Raw genomic sequence first — 23,743 nt, 5'->3', positions numbered from 1 at the left:
CGACCCACCCGCCTCCTCGCCCAGCGAGATGTCCGGCTCCTCATCGGCTGGAACGCCCGCTCCCGCGCGGCCCCCGGCGTCCGATCCCGCATGCCCCACGACAACCGGCCGCTCGCCAGCCAAGACGCCCGACCCGACGCGATCCGAAGCGTCCGATCTCGCGCGCTCCAAGGCATCGGCCCCTGGGCGCTCCGAGACATCCGGCCCTTCGCGCAGTGAGGTGTTCGACTCCACTCCGGCCGGGACGGCCACTCCTCCCCGAGGCGATGCATCCGATCCCGCATGCTCAGAGGAGCGCACCTCCTCCTCAGCCAGGACGTCCGACCCAACGGGAGCCGAGGCGTCGGCCTCTGGGCACTCGAAGACATCCGGCCCTTCGCGCAGTGAGGGGTCCGACTCCACACAGGCCGGGACGGGCACTTCTTCGCGAGGCGAGGCGTCCGATCCCGCGCGCTCGAAGACATCCGACCGTTCGCCAGCCGGAATGTCCGCCTTCACGAGCGGTGAGGCGTCCGCCTCTTCGTCAGCCGACGCGTCCGGCTCACCGGAACGCAGGGCGTCTGGGCGGGGCGCCGGCGACAAGAAAGGCGCTGTGGCGGAGCATCGGCGCGCCTGCGGTACGGGGCTCGGCGTTACGGATGCCAGGCCAGGTACGCAGGATGCTGGGCCAGGTACGCAGGATGCTGGGCCAGGTACGGAGCATGCCGGGCCAGGTGCGCAGGATGCCAGGGCGAGCGCTCACGATGGGCCGCGGCACAAGCCGGAACCGGAGCAGACCCGGCAGCCCGAGAACGACGAACGGTGCGATCAGGCTGCTCGCGATGACGGGCGGCACGGTCGCAGTGCTGGGCGTGACGAGGAGCGTGGTCAGCGATCACCTGACCGGGGCACTCGGGCTGGTGGGCCGGGGTCGCCGGCTGCTCGCGATGGCGGGCAGCGGAGACCGGGACGGCGACAGGGACAGCGACAGGGACAGGGACAGGGACAAGGATGCGGTGCGGACTGGGCGACGCCCGGCGGGCTCATCTCGGGACGCACGCTGCCCGGGCTGCTGCTGGCCACCGGACAGTTCCTCCCCGTCACTGACATCCACCGGCTCGCCCAGACCTCCGGCCTCACCCGCCTGGTCATGGACGCCGACGGATGCGTCCTCGACGTGGGACGCACCGCCCGCCGCGCCACCCGACGGCAACGCCGCGCCATCCTCGCCCGCTACACCCGATGCATGGTCGACCACTGCCCCATGCCCGCCCACCTCTGCCAGATCGACCACATCACCAACTGGTCCGACGGCGGTGCCACCGACCTGGACAACCTCGGCCCCACCTGCCAGTTCCACAACCGCGACCGCTACCGGCACCCTGAGCGCTACCGACTGCACCGCGTCGGCAAGGACCGCTGGGGGTTCACCTACATCGGCCCTCGAACCAGGGCCCGCCGGTGATGACGAGAAGGTGGGTCTGCCTTCGAACCAGGGCCCGCCGGTGATGACGAGAAGGTGGGTCTGTCCTCGAACCAGGGCCCGCCGGCGATGACCACAAGGTGGGTCTGCCTTCGAACCAGGGCCCCGCCAGTGATGACCACAAGTTGGGTCTTCCGAACCGCGCTCCGACTCGGGCGGCCGCTGTGCTGGGGCGTCGGGACGGGCACGCCGAGACGCGGCTGCGGGCCTGGCGGGACCTCAGCAGGTGCCTCGCACCGTCTGGGGGTGACGGGGCGAGGCTGGGCCGGGTCAGTCGCTGGCGTGCAGGCCGGGTCAGTCGCTGGCGTGCAGGGCGGGTCAGTCGTTGGCGTGGAGGGCGGCGTTGAGCTCGATGCCGGTGCCCGCACGTGGAACGACCTCGACGGCGCCGCTCGTCGAGTTGCGGCGCAGGAGCATGTTGGAGCGGCCGGACAGTTCCTTGGCCTTGACCGTGGTGCCGTCGGGGAGGGTGACCTTGGTGCCGGCGGTGACGTACAGCCCGGCCTCGACCACGCAGTCGTCGCCGAGGGAGATGCCGATGCCGGAGTTCGCGCCGAGCAGGCAGCGCTCGCCGAGGGAGATGACTTCCTTGCCGCCGCCGGAGAGGGTGCCCATGATGGACGCGCCTCCGCCGATGTCGGAACCGTCGCCCACGACGACGCCGGCCGAGATGCGGCCCTCGACCATCGAGGTGCCCAGCGTGCCCGCGTTGTAGTTGACGAAGCCCTCGTGCATGACGGTGGTGCCGGGGGCCAGGTGGGCGCCGAGCCGTACCCGGTCGGCGTCGGCGATCCGGACGCCGGACGGCATGACGTAGTCGACCATGCGGGGGAACTTGTCCACGCCGTACACGGTCACCGGACCGCGGGCGCGCAGGCGGATCCGCACGTTCTCGAAGCCCTCGACGGCGCACGGGCCATGGCTGGTCCACACGACGTTGGAGAGCAAGCCGAAGATGCCGTCCAGGCTGAGCCCGTGCGGGCGGACCAGCCGGGCGGACAGCAGATGGAGCCGCAGGTAGAGGTCATGCGTGTCCACCGGCGGCTCGGACAACTTCGCGATGCTGGTCTCGACCGCGACGACCTCGACGCCGCGTACGTCGTCGCGCCCGAGGAGCGGGGCGAACTCGCCCGCCTGCGAGGCGTCGAGCCGCCGCGTCCCCGCAGCGGAGGCGTCGCCCAGGGTGGGAGCGGGGAACCAGGTGTCAAGGACGGTGCCGTCAGAGGCGATGGTCGCGACGCCAATGCCGTGCGCACCCATGGTGCCGGAATCGAGAGCTGTCATATCATCCAACGCTACCGGCATCGCCCGGACGGACCACTCCCGACTCGTACGCGTACCGGACGGCCTGGGCGCGGTCGCGCAGCCCGAGCTTGGCGAGGAGCCGGTTGATGTGGCTGCTGACCGTGGCCTCGGAGATCACCAGTACGGCGGCGATCTCCGCGTTGGACAGCCCTCGGGCGATGAGGACGAGCACGTCGTGTTCACGCGGGGTGAGATCCGGTCCGGGGACGGAGGTCTCCTCGGGCAGCCGTCCGTAGCCTTCGATGACGCGCCGGGTGACGGCCGGGTCGAGCAGCGCCTCGCCGCCGGCGGCGGTGCGGACGGCGGCGAAGAGCTGCTCGGGGGGCGACACCTTGAGCAGGAACCCCCGTACTCCCGCGCGCAGCGCGCGGTCGAGGTTCTCGTCGGTGTCGTACGTGGTCAGCATGATCACGCTGGGCGGATCGGGTTCGGCGAGGATCAGGCGGGCGGCGGCGAGGCCGTCCAGCCGGGGCATCGCGATGTCCAGCAGGACCACGTCGGGACGCAGCCGCCGGGCCAGCTCGACGGCGGCCTGCCCGTCGGCGGCTTCGCCGGTCACCACGAGATCGGGCTGGGTGCCGACCACCAGCCGGAGCCCGGCGCGGATCATCGCCTGGTCGTCGGCGATGAGGATGCCGATCGTCTCGCTCACAGCGGGAGCACCGCCCGTACGCGGTAGCCGCCGGGGGAGAGCGGCCCGGCGGCGAGGGTGCCGTGGAACAGGGCGACTCGCTCCCGCATGCCGAGCAGGCCGTGCCCACCTCGCTCCGGAACGCCCCGTCCCGGAACGCCCCGCCCCGGCTTGCTCCACCCTGGCACGCCCCGGGCTGATGTGTCCTTGCCCAGAGTGCGCTGGCCCGGCACGTCTGGGGCCAGTACGTCCGGAGCCGGTGTGGTCCGGCCTGGTATGCCGCGGGCCGGCGTTATGCGTGCGGAGTGGCCGGGGGTGAGCGGGGCGCGGCCGTCGCGTGGGCGGTCGTGTGGGCCGTCGTCGGTGATTTCCAGGCGCAGCTCGCCCGGCGCGTACGCGATGATCACCGCGGCCCGGGTAGGGCCGGCGTGCTTGAGCGTGTTCGTCAGCGCCTCCTGCACGATCCGGTACGCGGAGAGGCCGAGTCCGGCGGCCAGGGGGACCGGAGTGCCGGTGACCTCGACGGTCACGTCCAGGCCCGCGGCGCGGGAGTGCTCGACGAGGTCGTCGAGCCGGTCGAGGCTGGGCTGCGGGGCCAGGTCGTCGGGGTCCGGCGTGCGCAGCAGGCCGAGCATCCGCCGCAGCTCTTCGACGGCCTCGCGACCGGTTTCCTCGATCGTCGCGAGGACCTCGCGTTCGCGGTCCTGCTCCTCGCGGAGCATGAGCCGCACGCCGCCGGCCTGCATGGTCATGACGCTGACGCTGTGCGCGACGATGTCGTGCAGCTCGCGGGCGATCCGGGCGCGTTCCTCGGCCACGGCGGCCTGGGCGAGCAGCTCGCCCCGCTCCTCGGCCTGGAGGGCGAGCACGCGGTGGCGGTGCACGGCGAGCCCGGCCCCTCCGGCGATCGCGGCCATGACCAGCGCCACGGCGACGTCGCCCCAGGTCGTCGTCGGCGAGGCGCTCACCATCGAGACGATGTACGCGCCGGTGACGGCGAGGCCGCCCGCCGCCTTCCAGCTCGTCGGCCGTACCTCACTGAGGAGCGTGAACAGCAGCACGAGTTGCGTGTAGAACTGCCACGCCGCGGCCATCTCGCGTACCAGGGCGAGGCCGAGGATGCTGGCGGCCGAGTAGACGAACAGGACGGCGAAGGGGGCGCGGCGCCGGTTGAGCACGAGGACGGCGGCCGCGAGGCCGGCCAGGACCCACCAGATCGACGGCCCTTCTCCGTGGAGTGAGCTCCTGCCGCTGAGCTCCTCGGACACCGCGAACAGGCAGACGACGATCGCCACGAGCCAGTCGATCGGTGAGCGCATGACGGCTTTATATCGATAAATCATCCTTGCGGGGGACCACGCGTTCAAAGTGTGCGTTGACGACCGAACGGGTTCTGATTTTTACGGTTCCCGGCATGATCGTTCATCGGTTCTTCACCAATCCGGACACCTTCCGCCGCACAGCGGCGGGGGTCAGCCTCATCCTCGCCCCGCTCTGCCTGCTTCTCGGCATGGCGGTCGATCCGACGGAGTCCGGGGCCGACGAGGCCCTCGCCTACGCGAACAACCCGGCGGCCACCGGCGTCAGCGCGACGCTTCTGCACTACGCCTGGATCCTGTGGGTGCCCGGCGTCATCGGCCTGGTGCACCTGGTGCGGCGCAAGGGCGTCGTGCTCGCCAACGTGGCCGGCGCGGTCACCGTGCTCGGCCTGATCAACTTCTCCGCGCTGATGGTCTCCGACTTCTTCGACATCGTCCTGTTCCAGCGACTTCCGGCCGCGCAGGCGGAGCAGATCATGCAGGACGCGGCGCAGCCCGCGATGGTCGCGGCCTGGCAGATGCCCGGCATGATCGGCTCGTTCCTCGGGCTGGTCCTCGTGTCGGTCGCGTACGCGTGGGCCGGCCGGGCGGGCTGGTGGTTCCCCGCCGGCGTGCTCGTCGGGATGCTCGTCTGGCTCTTCGGCGCGAGCTCCTGGAATCTGGTGCTCGGACTCGCCGGGCCGGTCGTCCTGCTCCTGGTGTTCGGGGCGGTCGGAGTCTCGCTCATCCGGATGGATGACCGGGAGTGGTCCTCCGCGACGTGAGCCTCATGGCAGGTCAAAGCCCACTTTTCACTACAGGCGTTACAAGCCAGTCAAAGCGGGGATGACATTGGTCCCGTGGCTGGAGGGGCGATGACCGATGTTCAGGCTTTTGCTCGGGGGTGCTTCCAGCGCACCGAAACGGACCGGGTGGGCGTAGAGCTGGAGTTCCTGGTCTTCGACGCGGAGACGCCGTCGCGCCAGGTCCCCATCGCTCGCGTCGCCGACGCGCTTCCGCCGCTGCCCGGCGGGAGCAGCGTCACGTTCGAGCCCGGCGGCCAGCTGGAGCTGGCCACGCCCCCGCTGCCACTGTCCGAGGCCGTGGCGGGTCTCGTCGCGGATCTCGACGCCGTACGGCTCGCGCTCTCGGCGGCGGGGTTGGTGCTCGGGGGCCGCGCTCTGGACTCGATCCGGCCGCCGGTTCGGCAGCTTCGCCTCCCGCGGTACGACGCCATGGCGGCGTTCCTCGGCCTGCCGTACGGGCGGCTGATGATGTGCTCGACGGCCTCGGTGCAGGTGAACCTCGACTTCGGGGAGAACCCCCGGGTGCGCTGGGACCGGGCGCACCTGCTCGGTCCGGTGCTGGTGGCGGCCTTCGCGAACTCGCCCAGGGACGGCTGGATGTCCGGCCGCCAGGCAGTCTGGCTCAACCTCGACCGGACCAGGACCGCCCCGGTGGCGAGGGGCGGCGACCCGGCCGAGGAGTGGGCCGAATACCTCCTCGACGCCCGCCTGATGCTGGTCCTCGAGCCCGCGAACGCGTCCGACACTGCCGGCGCGAACCGCGCCGGCATGGACGGCGGCATGGACGGCGGCATGGACGGCGGCATGGACGGCGGCATGGACGGTGGCGGGCGGGGGCGGGCGCTGGCCGGACCGGGCGCGGTCGCGTGCCGCGCGGTTCTGGACGGCTCGCCGTACCGGGACTTCGCCCGGGTCGCGGGCAGACCGCCGACCGGCGACGACCTGGCCTACCACGCCACGACCGTGTTCCCCCCGGTGCGGCCGCGCGGCTGGATGGAGACCCGCTACCTCGACGCCCAGGGGCCGGAGGACTGGCCCGTCTGCGTCGCCGTGGTCCACGCGCTCGTCACGGACGACCGGGCGGCCGACACCGCGCTCGACGCGGCGTTGCCGGTTCGCGGGGCCTGGGCGCGGGCCGCCCGGTTCGGCCTGGCGGAGCCGCGGATGCGGCAGGCGGCCGAGGTCTGCTTCCGCGCCGCGGTCGAGGCGCTGCCCCGGCTCGGGGCGGAGCCCTGGCTGGTCGAGCGGGTCGGCCGGTTCGCCGCCCGGTACATCGAGCGCGGCCGTTCCCCCGCCCTCGATCTGGAGATGTGCGGGTGACCATCGGACGGCCGCGACGGCGTCCGGTGACGCGCGGCGTCCGCCGCGCTTCCTCCCCAGGGCTGCGCCCGGGGTCTCCATACCGAAGGAGATCGGATGAGAGAACGGCACGCCCCGCCTCCCCCGGCAGCGGGAAAGGAACTGATCGCCACCGAGCTGGCCGCCGCGCGTGCGCGGTCGCTCGCGTACACCGACATGGAGGACGACCTGCTGGTGCGCCAGCACTCCCCGCTGATGTCCCCGCTGGTGTGGGATCTGGCGCACGTCGGCAACTACGAGGAGCTGTGGGTGCTGCGCGCGGCCGGGGGGATCACCCCGCTCCGGCCCGAGATCGACGACATCTACGACGCGTTCAAGCATCCGCGTAAGGACCGCCCCTCGCTGCCCCTCCTCGGGCCCGCGGAGGCGCGGCGCTACATCTCCGGTGTCCGTGGCCGGGTGCTGGACGTGCTCGACGCCGTCGACCTGGACGATCCGGACCCGCTGCGCGCCGGGGGCTTCGTGTTCGGGCTGGTCGTGCAGCACGAGCACCAGCACGACGAGACGATGCTCGCCACGCTGCAGCTCTCGGGGGAGCCGGGGCTGATCCGGGACGGCGAGCTCCCGCCCGGACGAGCCCAGGAGGCGGGCGAGACGCGTACCGAGGACGAGGTGTTCGTGCATCCGGGGCCCTTCTTCATGGGGACGGACGCGCTGCCCTGGGCGTACGACAATGAGCGGCCGTCCCATCTGGTGGACCTGCCGGGCTACTGGATCGACCGCTGGCCGGTGAGCAACGGCGACTACCTCGCCTTCATCGCGGACGGCGGGTACGACGATCCGCGCTGGTGGCGGCCCGAAGGCTGGGAGTGGGTCCGCCAGAAGGGGATCCACGCCCCGCTCTTCTGGACCCGCGACGGCGCGGAAGGCGACGTGGGACGCCACATAGGACACAGAGGAAACGGCGGCCGGCGTGCCGCCGGCGGCGACGGCTGGTGGCGCAGGCGCTTCGGCCGGATGGAGCCGGTGCCCCTCGACGAGCCGGTGCAGCACGTCTCCTGGTACGAGGCCGACGCGTACGCCCGATGGGCGGGCAAGCGGCTGCCGACCGAGGCGGAGTGGGAGAAGGCCTGCGGCGGCCGGAGGTTCCCGTGGGGGGACGCCGACCCCCGACCGGACCAGGCCAACCTCGGCCATCGGGCGGCCCGGCCCGCCCCCGTCGGCGCGTACCCGGCCGGGGCCGGGCCGTACGGCGCGGAGCAGATGATCGGGGACGTGTGGGAGTGGACCTCGTCCTGGTTCCAGCCCTATCCGGGGTTCCGCAGCTTCCCGTACCCGGAGTACAGCGAGGTGTTCTTCGGCGAGACCTACCGCGTGCTGCGCGGCGGGTCGTGGGCCACCCACCCCACGGCGATCCGTACGACCTTCCGGAACTGGGACTATCCGATCCGGCGGCAGATCTTCGCGGGGTTCCGGTGCGCCCGCGCGGCCGGGTGACGGCCGATGTGCAGGCACGCGGCCTGGCTGGGGCCGCCCCGGCCGCTGTCGTCGCTGATCGGGGAGCCCGAGCACGGCCTCCTCCACCAGGCGTACGCGCCCCGGCTGCAGCGGTACGGGACCGTCAACGCGGACGGGTTCGGCATGGGGTGGTTCGACGACGGGCGGACCGAGCCGGTCCGCTACCGCCGCTCCATCCCCATATGGGCGGACGCCAACCTGCCCGGGCTGGCCGCGGTGGCGCGGTCGGGCTGCCTGCTGGCGGCCGTACGCTCCGCGACCATCGGGATGCCGATCGAGGAGAGCGCCACGGCGCCCTTCTCCGACGGACGCTGGCTGCTCAGCCACAACGGCCGGGTGGAGCGCGACGCCCTCCTCCCGCTGCTGTCCGCCGACGTCACCGTCCCGGAGCACGTACCCGAAGGCGGGGCTGACGGCGCGGCGCCGGTCCCGGAGACGGCGCCCTGGAACGGCGCCGCCGCCCCCGCCGCGGGCGGCGCGCCGCCGGAGAGCCTGTGCGACTCGGCGTGGCTGGCCGCGGCCGTGTTCGCGCGGCTCCGCGCGGGGATGCCCGCGGCCGAGGCGGTGGCGCGGGTCGTCACCGAGGCGGCGCGGACGGACCCGGCGGCCCGGCTCAACCTGCTCGTCTGCGGCGGATCCGAGATCGTCGCCTCCGCGTGGGGCGACACCCTTTTCACCCATGTTCACGAGGGCGTGCTCCTGGCGAGCGAGCCCCTGGACGGCAGGCCGGGCTGGCGTGCCGTGGATGACCGCACTTTGGTCGTCGCATCCCCCGACGGCGTGAGCGTGACCCGCATCTGACCCGTCAGGCACCTCTGAGCACGTCTGACACGTATCCGAGGAGCGGAAGTGATCAACCATCTCGACGGCGGTTATCTGCGCCAGGCACTGGAACACGACGTCCGTACCGGCCTCACCTCCGAACCGAAGTGGCTGCCCCCGAAGTGGTTCTACGACGAGGCGGGGAGCGAGCTGTTCTCCCGGATCACCCGGCTGGAGGAGTACTACCCGACCCGGCGCGAGCTGGCGATCCTGCGCTCCCATGCCGGCGACATCGTGCGGAGGAGCGGCTCGGACACCCTCATCGAGCTGGGCTCCGGCACCAGTGAGAAGACGGCCCTGCTGCTTCAGAAGATGCGCGTCTACATGCCGGTGGACGTGGACGCGGTCACCCTCCGGGCGAGCGCGCGGCGGCTGTCGGCGCGCTTCCCCCACCTGGCCGTGCGGCCGGTGTGCGCGGACTTCGAACGGCATCTGTCGCTGCTCCCGCCGGGGATGGTCGCCTTCCTGGGCGGGACCATCGGGAACCTCGACCCCGAGGCCAGGGAGATGTTCCTGAAGGAGCTGCGCTCCACCCGCAAGCCCGGCGACGCCTTCCTGCTCGGGGCCGACCTGGTCAAGGACAAGGGGCGGCTGATCCGCGCGTACGACGACGCCCAGGGGGTGACCGCGGCCTTCAACCGCAACGTGCTCCACGTCATCAACCGCGAGCTGAACGCCGACTTCGTCCCGGACGACTTCGCGCACGTGGCCCGGTACGACGAGGAGAACGAGTGGGTGGAGATGCGGCTGCGGGCGACCCGCCCGGTGCGGGTGCACATTCGCGACCTCGACCTCACGGTCTACTTCGTCCGCGGCGAGGAGATGCGCACCGAGATCAGCGCCAAGTTCCGCCGCGACGGGCTCGCGGCGGAGCTGGGGCGGGCGGGTTTCGCCCTGGAGCGCTGGTACTCCGACCCTGACGGGGACTTCGCCCTCGCGCTCAGCACCGCGCGCTGAGCCGCGGGGCGGACGCCGGTCAGACGCCGGTCAGATGTCTCCGTCGAGCCGGTCCGCGAGGAGGCGGTCCCAGTCGGCCAGGAACCGGGGAAGGCCGTAGCGGGCCAGGGCCGCGGCCCTGGCCGCCTTCCCGGCCTGGCGGGCCCGCTCGGGGTCGGCCACGAAGGCGGAGACGGCCGAGGTCAGGGTCTCCAGCCGGGTGGAGATCACGCCGGCCTCCGGGGGGACCGCCTCCACGGCCTCGGTCGCGGCCAGCGCCACGACCGGCAGGCCGAGCATCATGGCCTCGATGAGGGAGAGCCCGAGCGAGGTCCACCGGTAGGGGTGCAGGTAGACGCGCCGCCGGGCCAGCTCGTCGTGCATCGCGTCCTGCGGCATGTCCTCGAACGTGCCGTACGGCAGGCCGGTCACCCGCATCCCGAACACGTCGAGGGGCACGTCGAACGCGGGCAGCAGGTCGGTGCCCGCCACGCGGGTCCGCCGTACCGGCTCGTTGACGACGACTCCGGCACGGGGCAGCTCGCCCGTGTACCGGTAGCCGGGGTCCACCACGCCGTGCTCGATCACGCGCGTCGGGGCGCGGCCGGAGTCCCAGAACAGGTCGTTGAAGTTCGTGACGTGGACCAGGGGGATGTCGTCCCGGTCCGCGAGGTGGTGGCGGGTACGCGGCACGTCGCCGGCGGGGGTGTTGTGCTCGACGTAGACGGCGGGCACCTCCCGCCCCAGCCATTCGCGGGCCAGCTCGATCTCGTGCGGGCGCTGGAACACCGCGACATCCACGTCCTCGGCCGCCAGCCGGTCCCACGGGACCTCCCGTACGGACTCGGGCCAGGGGTAGGTCGCGGCCCGGCCCCGCCCGTCCGGGCCGCGGTCCGGGATCAGCGGCACCACGTAGTCGTGCCGGCCCTGAACGAACGACGTCGTCCACGAGCCGTGCACATGCCAGAGCAGGATTTTCACACCGATCGTCCCTTTCTCATGGAGCCGTCAGCGGTCGTCAGCGGTCGCCCGTCAGCAGCGCCAGGTCCACCGCCGCCGCGAGGTCGGAGACGACCTCCGGAGCCGCCGCGACCTCCCCCGGGAGCGTCCGCGGCGTGGGCACGAGGATGCCGCGCGCCCCGGCGGCCCGCGCCGCCTCCACGTCCCGCCCGATGTCGCCCACCACCACGCAGTCGCGGGGGCTGACCCCGAGGAGCTCGGCCGCCCGCAGCACGAGGCCCGGCGCGGGCTTGCGGCACGCGCACCGGTCCGTCTCGTCGTGCGGGCAGACCGCCCAGACATGGAACGGGCCGAGGAGCTCCTCGACCCGCGCGTTCACCGCGTCGAGCGCGGCGGGGCTGATCAGCCCCCGCGCCACCCCGGACTGGTTGCTCACCACGCCGACGGGCACACCCGCGCGGCGGAGCCGGTCGAGCGCGGCCCGCGCCCCCGGGAACGGTGTCACCCGTTCGGGATCGGCGTTGTACGGGACGTCGTGGATCAACGTTCCGTCACGATCGAAAAGGACGGCGGCGGGTCGGCGCATGCCCGGCACCTACCCCCTCAATTGACTACATAGCGTGACATTCGTCAAGAAGCGCTTCTACCTCGTCCGACCATCACGCAAAGCCGCGTTTCAGAAGCGCTTCTCTCGGTAACAGCATCGAAACGCTTCCGAGCGGAGGTGCGCAGATGCGGTTCTTGGGGATCAACGCCATCTTCCATGATCCGGCGGCGGCCCTGGTCATCGATGGCGAGATCGTCGCGGCGGCGGAGGAGGAGCGGTTCAGCCGGCGCAAGCACGGCAAGCGCCCGGTGCCGTTCTCCGCCTGGGAGCTGCCGGAGCAGGCGGCGGCCTGGTGCCTGAGACAGGGGGGCCTGCGGCCCGACGACCTCGACGGCGTGGCCTACTCCTACGACCCCGCGCTGGTCCGGCCGGGGCTCGCCGGGTTGGACGAGCGTTGGGAGGACCTGCGCACCACCTACGCGCGGAGGGCCCCGGCGTTCCTCGCCACGGCCGTGCCCGGGTTGGACCCGGACCAGGTCAGGTTCGTGCCGCACCACATCGCGCACGCGGCCTCGGCCGGGCTGGCCGCGCCGTACCGCGAGTCGGCGGTGCTGGTCTGCGACGGGCGCGGGGAGGCGGTCTCGCACCTGGCCGGGCACTATCGCGACGGCGAGCTGACCGTCCTGGCCAGCCAGGAGCTCCCGCACTCCCTCGGGCTGATGTACGAGGAGGTGACCGAGCACCTCGGCTTCCTCCGTTCGAGCGACGAGTACAAGGTGATGGCGCTCGCGGCCTACGGCGTGCCGCGCCACCTGCCGGAGCTGCGGGAGCTGATCTACGCGACCGGCGACGGCGGGTTCCGGGTCGAGCCGATCGACTGGGCCGCGTACGCCAAGCGCCGTGAGGGCGGCGAGGGGGTGTGGGCGCCCGAGCACGCCGACCTGGCCGCGAGCGTGCAGGCCCGGCTGGAGGAGGTGCTGCTCGACCTCGCCCGCTGGCTGCACGACCGCACCTCGGCCCGCTATCTGACGATGGCCGGGGGAGTGGCGCTCAACTGCGTCGCCAACACCCGCCTGCTGGCCGAGGGACCGTTCGCGGACATCTGGATCCAGCCGGCCGCGGGCGACTCGGGAACCGCGCTGGGCGGCGCGCTCCACCTGGCCCGCGCGCACGGCGAGAACGTCGCGCCGATGCCGGGCGCCGACCTCGGGCGCGGCTGGCGGGACGAGGAGCTGGCCGCCTGGCTGGACGTGGCGCGGGTGGCCTACGACCGCCCCGACGACCTCGCCGGCGCGGTCGCGGCCGAGCTGGCCGCCGACCGGATCGTGGCCTGGTTCCAGGGCAGGAGCGAGTACGGCCCGCGGGCGCTCGGCCGCCGCTCCCTGCTCGCTCACCCCGGCCGGGCCGGCAACACCGAACGGCTGAACGCGGTGAAGGGACGCGAGCAGTTCCGCCCGATCGCGCCCATGGTGCTGGCCGAACGGGCGGCCGAGATCTTCTCCAGGGGGCCGGTGTCCAGCCCGTACATGCTGTTCGTGCACGACGTGCGGCCGGAGTGGCGGGACCGGATCCCGGCGGTGGTCCACGTGGACGGCACCGCGCGGATCCAGACCGTGGAACGTTCCCGCGATCCGCTGCTCGCGCGGATGCTGGAGGAGTTCGAGGTCCGCACCGGGCTGCCGGTCGTGGTCAACACCAGCCTGAACACGGCCGGGCGGCCGATGGTGGACGACCCCAGGGACGCCCTGGAGTGCTTCGGCTCCGCGCCGGTTGACGTGCTGGTGCTCGGGTCGTTCCTGGTCCGCAGAAGGGCGGTGGTCGGCACGTGATCACCGTGGTCATCCCGACGATCGGCCGCCCGACGCTGCGGGCGACCCTCGCCGCACTCGATCCCGGCCTCGACGTGATCGTGGTCGACGACCGTCCGGGGGACGTCCCCGACGACCTGGTCGACAGCCTTCCGTCATTGAAGGTGATCCGCTCCGGGGGCCGGGGCCCGGCCGCCGCGCGGAACGCCGGCTGGCGCGCCGCCCGCACCCCGTGGGTGGCCTTCCTGGACGACGACGTCGTCCCGGCGCCCGGGTGGACACCGGCGCTGCGCGCCGACCTGGACGGCCTGCCGGAGCACGTCGCGGGCAGCCAGGGACGGCTCGAGGTGCCCCTCCCGCCCGGCCGCCGCCCCACCGACGCCGAACGCGGCACCGCCGGCCTGGCGGACGCCCGCTGGATCACGGCGGACATGGCCTACCGCCGCTCGGCGCTGGAAGGGGTCGGCGGGTTCGACGAGCGGTTCCCCCGGGCGTACCGGGAGGACGTCGACCTCGCGCTGCGGCTGCTGCGCTCCGGTTTCACGCTGGCGCGCGGGAGCCGCACGTCCGTCCATCCGGTACGCGACGACGGGTTCTGGGCGAGCGTGCGCGCGCAGCGGGGAAACGCCGACGACGCGCTGATGCGGCGCGTCCACGGCCCCGGCTGGCGTACCGCGGTGGGCGCCTCGCGCGGACGGCTGGCCCGCCACCTGCTGATCACCGCGTGCGGCGCCGGTGCGGCCGTGGCGCTGGCGACCGGACGCCGGAAGGCGGGGACGGCGCTCGCCGCCGGATGGGCGGCGCTGACCGCCGAGTTCGCCTGGGCGCGGATCGCTCCCGGTCCCCGTACGCGGGAGGAGGTACTGCGCATGGCGGTCACCAGCCTGGTCATCCCGCCCGCGGCGTGCGCGTACCGGCTGCTGGGCGAGATCCGGAGACGCCGGTGAGAAGGGCGACTGTCCTGGTCGCGCGCCTGGACAACGCGGGCGACGTCCTGCTCGCCGGTCCGGCGGTGCGCGCGGTCGCCGCCGGGGCGCGGCGCGTCGTCGTTCTCGCCGGGCCGTACGGCAGGGCCGCGGCGGAGCTGCTGCCCGGCGTGGACGAGGTCCTGGAGTGGCGGGCCCCGTGGATCGACCCCGATCACGTGCCGATGACCCGGGCGCACGCAGCGCGGCTGATCGAGAAGGTGCGCGCCCTGGCCCCGGACACCGCGCTGATCCTCACCTCCTTCCACCAGTCGGCGCTGCCGCTCGCGCTGCTGCTGCGGCTGGCGGGGACGCGGCGGATCGCCGCCATCAGCGAGGACTACCCCGGCTCCCTGCTCGACGTGCGGCACGTCGTGGACGAGAGCGTGGACGTCCCGGAGGCGGAGCGGATGCTCGGCCTCGCCAGGGCGGCCGGCTTCGAGCTGCCCCCGGGCGACGACGGACGGCTCGCCGTCCGGCGGCCGTTGCCGCCCCCGTCGCCGCACGTCGCGCACCTCACCGGTCCGCCCGGATACGTGGTGGTCCACCCCGGCACCACGGCGCCGGCCCGGGCCTGGCCGGCGGACGACCACGCGCGCACGGTCAAGGAGCTGGTCGAGTCCGGCTTCCGGGTGGTGGTCACGGGGGACGAGACCGCCCTCACGGCCGAGGTGGCGGGCACGTACGCCGCCGACCTCGGCGGGGCCACCACCTTCGCCGAGCTGGCCGCGGTGCTCGCCGGGGCGAGCGTCGTGGTCGCGGGCAACACCGGCCCCGCCCATCTGGCCGCCGCGGTCGGAACCCCGGTGGTCAGCCTGTTCTCCCCTGTCGTCCCGGCCGCGCGCTGGGCCCCGTACGGGGTGCCCTCGGTGGTGCTCGGCGACCAGGAGGCGCCGTGCCGCGGCAGCAGAGCACGGACCTGCCCGGTGCCCGGCCACCCGTGCCTCACGTCGGTGACCGCCGAACAGGTGGTCCAGTCGGTCAGGAGCCTGGGATGAGGATCGCCTTGATATCGGAACACGCCAACCCTCTCGCGGCGATCGGAGGCGTCGACTCCGGAGGGCAGAACGTCCATGTCGCCGCGCTGGCCCTCGCTCTGGGGGAGCGGGGGCACGAGGTGACCGTGCACACCAGGAGGACCGCGCCGGACCAGCCGCCGGCGGTGGAGATGGCGCCCGGCGTGACCGTCGACCACGTGCCGGCCGGGCCGCCCGAGTCGATCCCCAAGGACGAGCTGCCGCCGTACATGCCGGCGTTCGCGGAGCACCTCGCGCGGCGATGGGCGGCCCGCCCGCCGGACGTGGCCCACGCGCATTTCTGGATGAGCGGCATGGCCACGCTCACGGCGGCGGAGCCGCTCGGCGTCCCGGTCGTGCAGACGTTCCACGCGCTCGGCACGGTGAAGCGGCGCTGGCAGGGTGCGGCCGACACGAGCCCGCCGGACCGGATCGCCGTCGAGCGCGATGTGGGGCGGCGGGCCACCGCGGTGCTCGCGACCTGCACGGACGAGGTGCGCGAGCTGCGCGCGATGGGCGTGCCCGAGGACCGCATCGCTGTCGTGCCGTGCGGCGTCGATCTGGAGCTGTTCACCCCGGACGGCCCCGCGGCGCCGCGCGACGGTCGTCCGCGCGTGCTGTGCGTCGGCCGGATGGTGCCGCGCAAGGGCTACGACACGGTCATCCGGGCGCTGAGCGACGTGCCCGAGGCCGAACTGCTGATCGCGGGCGACGAGCCGGAGGAGGTGGCGCGGCTCAGCGGGGTCGCCGCGTCCTGCGGGCTGGAGGACCGGGTCCGGCTCGTCGGCGCGGTCGCGCATCGGGACGTCCCGGCCCTGATGCGGTCCGCCGACGTGCTGGTCACCGTGCCGTGGTACGAGCCGTTCGGCATGGTGCCGCTGGAGGCGCTCGCCTGCGGGGTGCCGGTGATCGCCTCGTCCGTCGGCGGCCACCTCGACACGGTGGCCGGATGCGGGGTGCTCGTGCCGCCGCGCCGGCCCCGCGCCCTGGCCGCCGCGCTGCGCGACCTGCTGGCCCGTCCGGACCTGCGCGCCGCGCTCGGCGAGGCGGGGGCGCGGCGGGCCCGCACCCGGTACGGCTGGCCGCAGGTGGCGGCCAGGACCGAGTCCGTCTACCGGAGGGAGGTCGAGCCGTGCACCCTCATCTGCTCCGGCTGACCGAGACGTTGTCGGCGGTCGACGACCAGCTGCCGACGATCCACACCTGGGGACTCAAACTGGCCGCCGTGCTGACCGGGGGCGGGCGGCTGCTCGCCTGCGGCAACGGCGGGTCCGCGGCCGAGGCCCAGCACCTGACCGCCGAGCTGGTCGGGCGGTTTCGCTCCGACCGGTGCCCGTACGCCGCGATCCCGTTGCACGCCGACACCTCGACGGTGACCGCGATCGGCAACGATTTCGGGGCCGAGGAGGTGTACGCGCGCCAGGTGCGGGCGCACGGACGGCCCGGCGACGTGCTGCTGTGCCTGTCCACCAGCGGGGCGAGCAGGAACGTGACGGCGGCGGCGGTCGCCGGGCGCGAGTGCGGTCTCACGACCTGGGCGCTCACCGGCCGCGCCCCCAACTCCCTGTCCGCGTTGTGCGACGAGACGTTCGCGGTCCCCACCGGTGACTGCGCCACCGTCCAGGAGGTCCACCTGGTCGTGATCCACATGCTCTGCGACGTGATCGAGGAGTGCCAGGAGTGACCGGCGGCCCCGAGAAGCCCCCGTCCGTCCATGTTCGACAGTCCGAGGAGTGATGACATGCTGGGAAACATCCTGATCACCGGTGGGGCCTCCGGTCTGGGCCGGGCCACTGTCGAGGCGGTCGCCAAGGCGGGCGGGCGCCCGCTGGTCGTCGACGTCCGGCGGCCCGAGGGAGACGTCGACTTCGTCCAGGCCGACCTCGCCGATCGGGAGCGGGCGGAGCGGGCCGTACGGGAGCTGGCCGATCGGGCGGGAGGGCTGGACGGCGTCGTGACGGCGGCCGGGATCGACGCGTGCGGGCGGCTCGAGGACGTGCCCGCCGACGCCTGGGAGCGGGTGATCAGGGTCAACCTGCTCGGCACCGCCTCGGTCGTCCGGGCGGCGCTGCCGTACCTGGAGGGGGGCGGGCGGGTGGTCACGGTCGCCTCGACGCTCGGGCTGCGGGCGCTGAGCGACGCGACGGCGTACTGCTCGGCCAAGTTCGGCGTGGTGGGGTTCACCCGGGCGCTCGCGGCCGAGCTGGCCGGACGGGTGGGCGTGACCCTGCTGGTGCCCGGCGGGATGCGCACCCCGTTCTTCGACGACCGGGACGAGAAGTACAAGCCCGGCCCGGAGGCGGGGCTGAACCCGCCCGAGGACGTGGCCGCGACCGTCGTCTTCGCGCTCAGCCAGCCGCCCGGTTGCGAGATCAGGGAGCTGGTGGTCTGCCCGTCCACGGAGACGTCGTGGCCCTAGAGCCGGAGCTGCCGGAGCTGCTCGTGCTGCGCGGGCTCGGTCTCGGGGACCTGCTCACCGCGGTGCCCGCGCTGCGGGCGCTGCGGCGGGCCTTCCCCGGGCACCGGCTCGTGCTGGCCGCGCCGGCTCCGCTGGCCGGGCTGCTGCCGCTCATCGGCGGGGTGGACGGGCTGCGGGACGTGCGCGGCCCCGGCCCGGTGCCCGCCACGGATCCTCCGCCGGACGTGGCGGTCAACCTGCACGGGCGGGGGCCGCAGAGCACCGATGCGCTGCGCCGTACCCGGCCGGGGCGGCTGCTCGCGCACGCGCCCGAGCCCGGGGGGCCGCCGTGGCGCGAGGACCTGCACGAGGTGCGCCGCTGGTGCGCCTTCCTCGACTGGTACGGCATCCCCGCCGACCCCGATGACCTGGCCGTCCGAAGGCCGGACCCGGGTTACGCCGAGGAGTTGCCGGCGGGTGCGGTGGTCGTCCACCCGGGTGCGGCCTCGGCCGCCCGGCGCTGGCCGCCGGAACGGTTCGCCGAGGTCGCGGCGACGCTCCCCGGGGTCGTGATCACCGGCGTGGAGCGGCAGCTCGGGCTGTGCGTGGCCGCGCTCGCCGGGCTCCCCGAGGAGCGCGTGCTGCGTACCGGGCTGTACGAGCTGGCCACCCTGATCGGGCGGGCGCGGCTGGTCGTCTGCGGCGACACCGGGGTGGCCCACCTGGCCACCGCGCTCGGGACGCCGTCGGTCGTGCTGTTCGGACCGGTCCCGCCCGCGCTCTGGGGGCCGCCCGCGAACGGCCGTCACGTCGTCCTGTGGACGGGGCGGCGCGGCGACCCGCACGCGCCGCGGCCCGACCCGGGCCTGCTGGAGATCGACGTCCCGGACGTTCTGGACGCCGCCCTCGGGCTGCTGGAGGTGAATGTGTGATGCACGTGGTCGTGACCGGCGGGGCCGGGTTCCTGGGGTCGTACCTGTGTGAGCGGCTGCTGGGGCAGGGCGCGAGGGTGCTCTGCCTGGACAACTTCCTCACCGGTACGCCCCGCAACGTCGAGCACCTGATCGGCCGGCCGGGGTTCCGGCTGCTGGAGTGCGACCTGACCGGGTTCGTCCACGTGCCCGGCTCGGTGGACCTCGTCCTGCACTTCGCCTCCGCCGCCTCTCCGGCCGACTACCTGCGCCATCCCATCGAGACGCTCAAGGTGGGCAGCCTCGGCACGCTGCACGCCCTCGGCCTGGCCAAGGAGAAGAACGCGCGGTTCGTCCTCGCCTCGACCAGCGAGGTGTACGGCGACCCGCTCGAACACCCGCAGCGGGAGACCTACTGGGGCAACGTCAACCCGGTGGGGCCGCGCAGCGTGTACGACGAGGCCAAGCGCTTCGCCGAGTCGCTCACCACGGCGTACCGGAACGCGCGCGGCGCCGACACGGCGATCGTGCGCATCTTCAACACGTACGGGCCGCGGATGCGGCCTCACGACGGGCGGGCGATCCCCACCTTCATCCGGCAGGCCGTCATGGACGAGCCGATCACCGTGACCGGAGACGGCAACCAGACGCGCTCCATCTGCTACGTGGACGACACGGTGGAGGGTGTCGTGGCGCTGGCCGGCAGCGACTTCGAGGGGCCGGTCAACATCGGGAACCCGGCCGAGATGACCATGCTGGAGCTGGCCGAGACGGTCCGCGACCTGGCGGGGTCGTCGTCGCCGATCCGCTTCGTCCCGCGGCCGGTGGACGATCCGGCGGTGCGCCGCCCCGACGCCTCGCTCGCCGCCGAACGGCTCGGCTGGCGGCCGAAGGTGGACCCGGTGACCGGGCTGCGCCGGACGATCGAGTGGTTCCAGCGGGAGCTCGCGGGCGAGCGGTACCCGACGGTCGCCTGATCAAAGGATTGCGCAAAGTAGTCGGTCACGTACACCGCGTCGTTTGGTGGCGATATCCGGTGGGGACGTGTCATGACATGTCATCCCGACGGGCGTTGCCGTGCTGAGCCCGCTCGCCCTCGCGGCGGGCCCGGCCAGCCCGGCCGACCTGCTCGCGGCCCGGATGCAGATGGGGTTCTCGCTCGGGTGGCACATCATCATCGCCTGCCTGGGCGTGGGGATGCCCGGCCTGCTCCTCTTCATGGAGTGGCGGGCCGTACGGACCGGCGATGCCGACCGCATGCTGCTGGCGCGGCGGTGGGCCAAGGCGGTCGGCGTGCTCTTCGCGGTGGGCGCCGTGTCGGGCACGATCCTCAGCTTCGAGATGGGCCTGCTGTGGCCGGGTCTGATGGACGTGTACGGCCAGGTGATCGGGATCCCGTTCGCGATGGAGGGTGTGGCCTTCTTCATGGAGGCGATCTTCCTCGGCATCTACCTGTACGCCTGGGACCGGCTGCCGCCGCGTATCCACATGCTGAGCGGGCTGCCCATCGCGATCGCGGGTGTGGCGTCGGCGTTCTTCGTCGTGTGCGCCAACGCGTGGATGAACCAGCCGCGCGGCTTCGAGCTGGAGAACGGCCGGGTGACCCGGGTCGATCCGATGGCGGCCATGTTCAACCCGGCCACGCTGCACCAGACCGTCCACATGATCATCGCGGCGCTCATGGTGACCGGGTTCGCCACCGCGGCCGTCTACGCGGTGGGGATGCTGCGCGGGCGCCGGGACCGCTACCACCGGCTGGGCTTCCTGACCCCGTTCACGCTCGGCGCGGTTCTCTCCCCGATCCAGATCTTCGTCGGCGACTACGCCGGGAGGGTCATCGCCGAGTATCAGCCGACCAAGCTCGCGGCGGCCGAGGCGCTCTTCCGCACCCGCACGCACGCGCCGCTCAGCCTCGGCGGCGTGGTCCGGAACGACACGCTGCACTGGGCGGTCGAGGTGCCGAGCGGGCTCTCGCTCCTTGTCGGGCTCAGCCCCTCGACCCTGGTCAAGGGGCTGGATCAGGTGCCGCGCGCCGACCGGCCGCCGATCAACCCGGTCCACTGGGGGTTCGACGTGATGGTGGCGAGCGGGTTCTTCCTGCTCCTGATGTCCGCCTGGCTGGCGGTCGCGTGGTGGCGGCGGCGCGACCTGCCCCGCCCGCGGCTGTTCCTCTGGCTGGCCGCGCTCGCCGGGGTGGCCGCCGTCGTCGCCGTCGAGGCGGGCTGGATCGTGACCGAGGTGGGCCGCCAGCCCTGGATCGCGGTCGGCAGGATGCGCACGATCGAGGCGGTGAACCCCGCGCCCGGCCTGTGGGGCGGATTCCTCATCGTGCTGGTGGTCTATCTGGTCCTCACCGTGGCGACCCTCTACGTACTGCGGCTCATGACCAGGGCCGCGCCGGTGCGCGCGGTCGCCCCCCAGGAAAGGGCCTGACGGACAAGCCATGGACGCCTGATGGACACTGCGCAGATCGTGCTGGTCGTGCTGTGGGTGGGCCTCACCCTCTACGCGCTGCTCGGCGGGGCGGACTTCGGCGGCGGCGTCTGGGACCTGCTCGCCGGGCGCGAGCACGCGAACCGGCGGCTCATCGAGCACGCGATCGGGCCGGTCTGGGAGGCCAACCACGTCTGGCTGATCTTCGTGCTCGTCGTCCTGTGGACGGGGTTCCCCCCGGTGTTCGCGGCGGTCATGTCCACGCTCTACATCCCGCTGACGGGGGCGGCCCTCGGGATCATCTGCCGCGGCTCGGCGTTCGTCTTCCGCAAGGTGAGCACGCAGTGGTGGCAGCGGCGCCTGTTCGGCGCCGCGTTCGCGATCTCCTCGGTGGTCACCCCGTTCTTCCTGGGCACGGTCGCCGGGGGGATCGCGTCGGGCCGGGTGCCGCGCGGCCTGGCCACGGGGCCCCTGCTCGGCAGTTGGCTGAACCCGACCTCCGTCTTCGGCGGCGTACTCGCGGTCGGCGTCTGCGCCTATCTCGCCGCCGTCTATCTGTGCGACGACGCCGTACGGGCCGGGCTCGACCCGGAGGGGTTCCGGCGCAGGGCGATCGGCACCGGGATCGTGGTGGGCCTGATCGCGCTGGCCGGCATCGGCGTGCTGCGCCTGGACGCCCCCGGGCTCTTCGACGGGCTCACCCACCGCGCGCTGCCCGTGGTCGTGGTCAGCGCCGTCATGGGCCTGGCGTCGCTCGGCCTGCTCCTGGTGCGCCGGTACCTGCTGGTCCGCCTCACGGCGGTGCTCGCGGTGACCGCGGTGATGTGGGGGTGGCCGGTCGCGCAGTACCCCGTGATGCTGCCGCCGTCCTTCACCTACCGGCAGGCGGCGGCCGGACCCGAGGTGCTCCTGGTCATGTTGATCGTGCTCGGCGTGGGCGCGCTGCTGATCCTGCCGTCGATCGGGTGGCTACTCCTCATCCAGCGGCGGCTGCCGTACGACTCCGAGTGACCGGGCCTCGCTCGGGGTGTGGCCGAAGTGGGCGCGGAACACCCGGGCGAAGTGCGCCTGGCTGGAGAATTGGCGCTCACCTGGGCTGCGGCGGCCCAGCTGTCGTCCTTGACGTTGATCCACAGCGGACGGGAGCCCACGGTCTCGCTGAACGGCACGTAGTAGCGGTCGTCGTCGGTGGCGACCTTGGAAAGGTAGACCTCGGGGAGCGCGTCCGGTTTCTGGGAGTTCTCGATCGGCTTGAGGGTCTTCCAGAACTCTGACGTGGGAGTTTCGGGCATGTTAGGCACTCCTTTCGTGTGCTAGGAGTGAACCCCGTCAGGCGTCCGGCCGTCTTTCCTCTCTCGGACATCGGTGTTTGCATATTCCGGACATGTCACACGATTCGCCGCGCCATGGCGATGATCTCCTCAAGGTGGTCGCCGTGCGCCCCGCGCCAGTAGACCCGGTGGCAGACCGGGCAGCGGGCGAACGTCTCGTAGGTGCGGCGCGTGCCCGGCGGCAGCCTCCGCACCACCTCGGCCTTGCCCGTCGCGACCAGCGGCCCGTTGCAGGCCGTGCAGCGGGTCCACGGGGCCAGCGGCGGCGCGAACCTCTCCAGAACGTCGGCGAGCTGCTCGTCCGGCCGTGATCCCCGGACGTACGCCCCGAGCCACAGGGCCCTGCGCCTGAGCAGCCCGCGATCCTGGGTCAGCAGCACCCGTCGCTCGGCGTTCGCCCGCTCGATCAGCGTGTCGTCGTCCAGGTCGTTGCGGTACGCCGTGTCGACGCCGACCACCCGCAGCCGCCGGGCGAGCGTGCCCAGGTGCACGTCGAGCAGGAACCGGGGCGAGGGCACCCGCTGCGGCCGCTCGACCCCGAGCACCCGTACGGCCTCGCCCGGCGCGGGCCGGTACGCCGGGGGCACCGGGCGGCCCTCCACCACCAGCGCGCCGACCTCGGTGAGCGGCACGCCGATCGACTCGACCACGTGCCCGAGCGAGGACGTGCCGTCGTAGGGGACCGGGAGCGTCGTCTCTCCCGCCGCTTCTCCGCCGGTCTCTCCCGCTGCGGCCCGCGCTTCCGCGCGCCGCACGCGAGGCGAGAGGAACAGCCGCAGCTCGGGCGCGACGGTGACGGACAGCTCCCGTCCGGCCATGTTCCCAGCATGCCAGCCACCGCCCGTACGGCGGGGCGGGGTCCCGCCCTCACCGCCGACGAGGAGAAGGCCCGGTCAGGGGGCCAGATGTGTTGTGGAGCGCCTGCTCCTCCTAACGCAGCCACCGCAGAGCCGCGTCGGCGCAGTCCTCGGGACCGCTGTTGAAGGCGATGGCCGCGTCGGGCGCGTGCCGCCGGACCATGTTGACCACCCTCTCGAAGAATTCGAGCAACGGCTCGTGCTTGCGGATGCCGCCCCCGATCACCACGCAGGCGTAGTCTTCGCGGGTCAGCGCCTTCTCGATTGCTTCTTCGGGGTTCTCGTCGAGTGCCACCAGGCACCAGTCGGCCTCGATGCCGTGATCGTCGAAACGGGCCTGGCCGCGCGCCAACGCCGCCTGGACCGGCTCCGGGTCCCAGCCCTGGATCTTGGCGGGATCGAGACCCACTACCAGCACTCGTGCCATTGTCACGCGTCCT

24 protein-coding genes are annotated in these 23,743 nt (G+C 73.1%); 17 read left to right on the top strand and 7 right to left on the bottom strand.

Going from position 1 to position 23,743, the window contains the following annotated elements:
* Positions 1–219: hypothetical protein (locus AWQ68_RS44430; RefSeq protein WP_218007125.1), on the top strand; the 219-nt coding region annotated here is incomplete at its 5' end.
* Between the two features lie 910 nt (positions 220–1,129).
* Complete coding sequence (locus tag AWQ68_RS42980) at positions 1,130–1,444, top strand: HNH endonuclease signature motif containing protein (protein WP_066948033.1); 315 nt, start codon at positions 1,130–1,132, stop codon at positions 1,442–1,444.
* A 336-nt stretch (positions 1,445–1,780) separates the two neighbouring features.
* Here AWQ68_RS42980 and dapD read toward each other — a convergent pair whose 3' ends face one another.
* From dapD to AWQ68_RS32675, 3 genes are read right to left on the bottom strand one after another with little or no spacing between them, the layout of a single operon-like run.
* Complete coding sequence (dapD, locus tag AWQ68_RS32685; RefSeq protein WP_084464644.1) at positions 1,781–2,746, bottom strand: 2,3,4,5-tetrahydropyridine-2,6-dicarboxylate N-succinyltransferase; 966 nt, start codon at positions 2,744–2,746, stop codon at positions 1,781–1,783.
* A gap of 1 nt (position 2,747) precedes the next feature.
* Positions 2,748–3,419 carry a response regulator gene (locus AWQ68_RS32680; protein WP_084464643.1) on the bottom strand — a complete coding sequence of 224 codons (672 nt, stop codon included), beginning with the start codon at positions 3,417–3,419 and terminating at the stop codon, positions 2,748–2,750.
* Complete coding sequence (locus tag AWQ68_RS32675; RefSeq protein ID WP_066948030.1) at positions 3,416–4,717, bottom strand: sensor histidine kinase; 1,302 nt, start codon at positions 4,715–4,717, stop codon at positions 3,416–3,418. The genes AWQ68_RS32680 and AWQ68_RS32675 overlap by 4 nt, the downstream gene beginning before the upstream one ends.
* 95 nt (positions 4,718–4,812) lie before the next feature.
* Between AWQ68_RS32675 and AWQ68_RS32670 the strand changes: the two genes are divergently transcribed.
* The 5 genes from AWQ68_RS32670 to egtD all read left to right on the top strand — a co-directional run bounded on the left by AWQ68_RS32670 (position 4,813) and on the right by egtD (position 10,098).
* Positions 4,813–5,481 carry a hypothetical protein gene (locus AWQ68_RS32670; protein ID WP_066948026.1) on the top strand — a complete coding sequence of 223 codons (669 nt, stop codon included), beginning with the start codon at positions 4,813–4,815 and terminating at the stop codon, positions 5,479–5,481.
* A 90-nt stretch (positions 5,482–5,571) separates the two neighbouring features.
* A complete protein-coding gene (locus tag AWQ68_RS41490; RefSeq protein ID WP_084464641.1) occupies positions 5,572–6,822 on the top strand; it encodes a glutamate-cysteine ligase family protein in 1,251 nt (416 codons plus the stop codon).
* Between the two features lie 96 nt (positions 6,823–6,918).
* A complete protein-coding gene (gene egtB, locus AWQ68_RS32655) occupies positions 6,919–8,298 on the top strand; it encodes an ergothioneine biosynthesis protein EgtB (protein ID WP_066948024.1) in 1,380 nt (459 codons plus the stop codon).
* Positions 8,299–8,304: 6 nt separating this feature from the next.
* The gene (locus AWQ68_RS32650; protein ID WP_066948021.1) at positions 8,305–9,120 is read left to right on the top strand and encodes a class II glutamine amidotransferase domain-containing protein; all 816 of its coding nucleotides are present in this window, start codon (positions 8,305–8,307) and stop codon (positions 9,118–9,120) included.
* A 48-nt stretch (positions 9,121–9,168) separates the two neighbouring features.
* Entirely contained in the window at positions 9,169–10,098 is a 930-nt protein-coding gene (gene egtD, locus AWQ68_RS32645; protein ID WP_066948018.1) for an L-histidine N(alpha)-methyltransferase, read from the top strand.
* Positions 10,099–10,128: 30 nt separating this feature from the next.
* Here egtD and AWQ68_RS32640 read toward each other — a convergent pair whose 3' ends face one another.
* Positions 10,129–11,058, bottom strand: a complete 930-nt coding sequence (locus AWQ68_RS32640; RefSeq protein WP_066948015.1) for a glycosyltransferase — start codon at positions 11,056–11,058, stop codon at positions 10,129–10,131.
* Between the two features lie 37 nt (positions 11,059–11,095).
* Positions 11,096–11,623 (bottom strand): D-glycero-alpha-D-manno-heptose-1,7-bisphosphate 7-phosphatase, encoded by a 528-nt coding sequence (locus AWQ68_RS32635; RefSeq protein WP_066948012.1) that lies wholly within the window; start codon positions 11,621–11,623, stop codon positions 11,096–11,098.
* 146 nt (positions 11,624–11,769) lie between these two features.
* On the opposite strand from AWQ68_RS32635, the gene AWQ68_RS32630 reads away from it, so the two are divergent.
* From AWQ68_RS32630 to AWQ68_RS32585, 10 genes are all read left to right on the top strand, one after another.
* Positions 11,770–13,413, top strand: coding sequence for a carbamoyltransferase family protein (locus tag AWQ68_RS32630; RefSeq protein ID WP_066948009.1), 1,644 nt, complete (start codon positions 11,770–11,772; stop codon positions 13,411–13,413).
* Positions 13,410–14,339: a glycosyltransferase family 2 protein gene (locus tag AWQ68_RS44425; protein WP_066948006.1), complete on the top strand. Its 930-nt coding sequence runs from the start codon at positions 13,410–13,412 to the stop codon at positions 14,337–14,339. The genes AWQ68_RS32630 and AWQ68_RS44425 overlap by 4 nt, the downstream gene beginning before the upstream one ends.
* On the top strand, positions 14,336–15,355 hold the full coding sequence (locus AWQ68_RS32620) for a glycosyltransferase family 9 protein (protein ID WP_066948003.1): 1,020 nt from the start codon (positions 14,336–14,338) through the stop codon (positions 15,353–15,355). Before AWQ68_RS44425 ends, AWQ68_RS32620 begins: the two co-directional genes overlap by 4 nt.
* Positions 15,352–16,530: a glycosyltransferase gene (locus AWQ68_RS32615; RefSeq protein ID WP_066948000.1), complete on the top strand. Its 1,179-nt coding sequence runs from the start codon at positions 15,352–15,354 to the stop codon at positions 16,528–16,530. The genes AWQ68_RS32620 and AWQ68_RS32615 overlap by 4 nt, the downstream gene beginning before the upstream one ends.
* The gene (locus AWQ68_RS32610; RefSeq protein ID WP_066947997.1) at positions 16,506–17,057 is read left to right on the top strand and encodes a D-sedoheptulose-7-phosphate isomerase; all 552 of its coding nucleotides are present in this window, start codon (positions 16,506–16,508) and stop codon (positions 17,055–17,057) included. Before AWQ68_RS32615 ends, AWQ68_RS32610 begins: the two co-directional genes overlap by 25 nt.
* A 57-nt stretch (positions 17,058–17,114) precedes the next feature.
* Positions 17,115–17,792 (top strand): SDR family oxidoreductase, encoded by a 678-nt coding sequence (locus tag AWQ68_RS32605; protein ID WP_066947995.1) that lies wholly within the window; start codon positions 17,115–17,117, stop codon positions 17,790–17,792.
* Complete coding sequence (locus AWQ68_RS32600) at positions 17,783–18,703, top strand: glycosyltransferase family 9 protein (protein ID WP_245656330.1); 921 nt, start codon at positions 17,783–17,785, stop codon at positions 18,701–18,703. Before AWQ68_RS32605 ends, AWQ68_RS32600 begins: the two co-directional genes overlap by 10 nt.
* Positions 18,703–19,659 (top strand): UDP-glucuronic acid decarboxylase family protein, encoded by a 957-nt coding sequence (locus tag AWQ68_RS32595; protein WP_066948078.1) that lies wholly within the window; start codon positions 18,703–18,705, stop codon positions 19,657–19,659. Before AWQ68_RS32600 ends, AWQ68_RS32595 begins: the two co-directional genes overlap by 1 nt.
* Positions 19,660–19,759: 100 nt before the next feature.
* A complete protein-coding gene (locus AWQ68_RS32590) occupies positions 19,760–21,115 on the top strand; it encodes a cytochrome ubiquinol oxidase subunit I (RefSeq protein ID WP_245656328.1) in 1,356 nt (451 codons plus the stop codon).
* 21 nt (positions 21,116–21,136) lie between these two features.
* Positions 21,137–22,126: a cytochrome d ubiquinol oxidase subunit II gene (locus AWQ68_RS32585; RefSeq protein WP_066947992.1), complete on the top strand. Its 990-nt coding sequence runs from the start codon at positions 21,137–21,139 to the stop codon at positions 22,124–22,126.
* A gap of 376 nt (positions 22,127–22,502) precedes the next feature.
* Here AWQ68_RS32585 and AWQ68_RS32580 read toward each other — a convergent pair whose 3' ends face one another.
* Together AWQ68_RS32580 and AWQ68_RS32575 are read right to left on the bottom strand one after the other, a co-directional pair.
* Positions 22,503–23,264 carry a Mut7-C RNAse domain-containing protein gene (locus tag AWQ68_RS32580; protein ID WP_066947989.1) on the bottom strand — a complete coding sequence of 254 codons (762 nt, stop codon included), beginning with the start codon at positions 23,262–23,264 and terminating at the stop codon, positions 22,503–22,505.
* 112 nt (positions 23,265–23,376) lie between these two features.
* Entirely contained in the window at positions 23,377–23,730 is a 354-nt protein-coding gene (locus AWQ68_RS32575; RefSeq protein WP_066947986.1) for a hypothetical protein, read from the bottom strand.
* Between the last annotated feature and the right edge of the window lie 13 nt (positions 23,731–23,743).

It is taken from the genome of Microtetraspora fusca (assembly GCF_001570365.1).
Taxonomy (GTDB): domain Bacteria; phylum Actinomycetota; class Actinomycetes; order Streptosporangiales; family Streptosporangiaceae; genus Microtetraspora; species Microtetraspora fusca.
The sequence above is the reverse complement of the archived record's forward strand: the minus strand, read 5'-3'. Positions and strand labels throughout refer to the sequence as shown.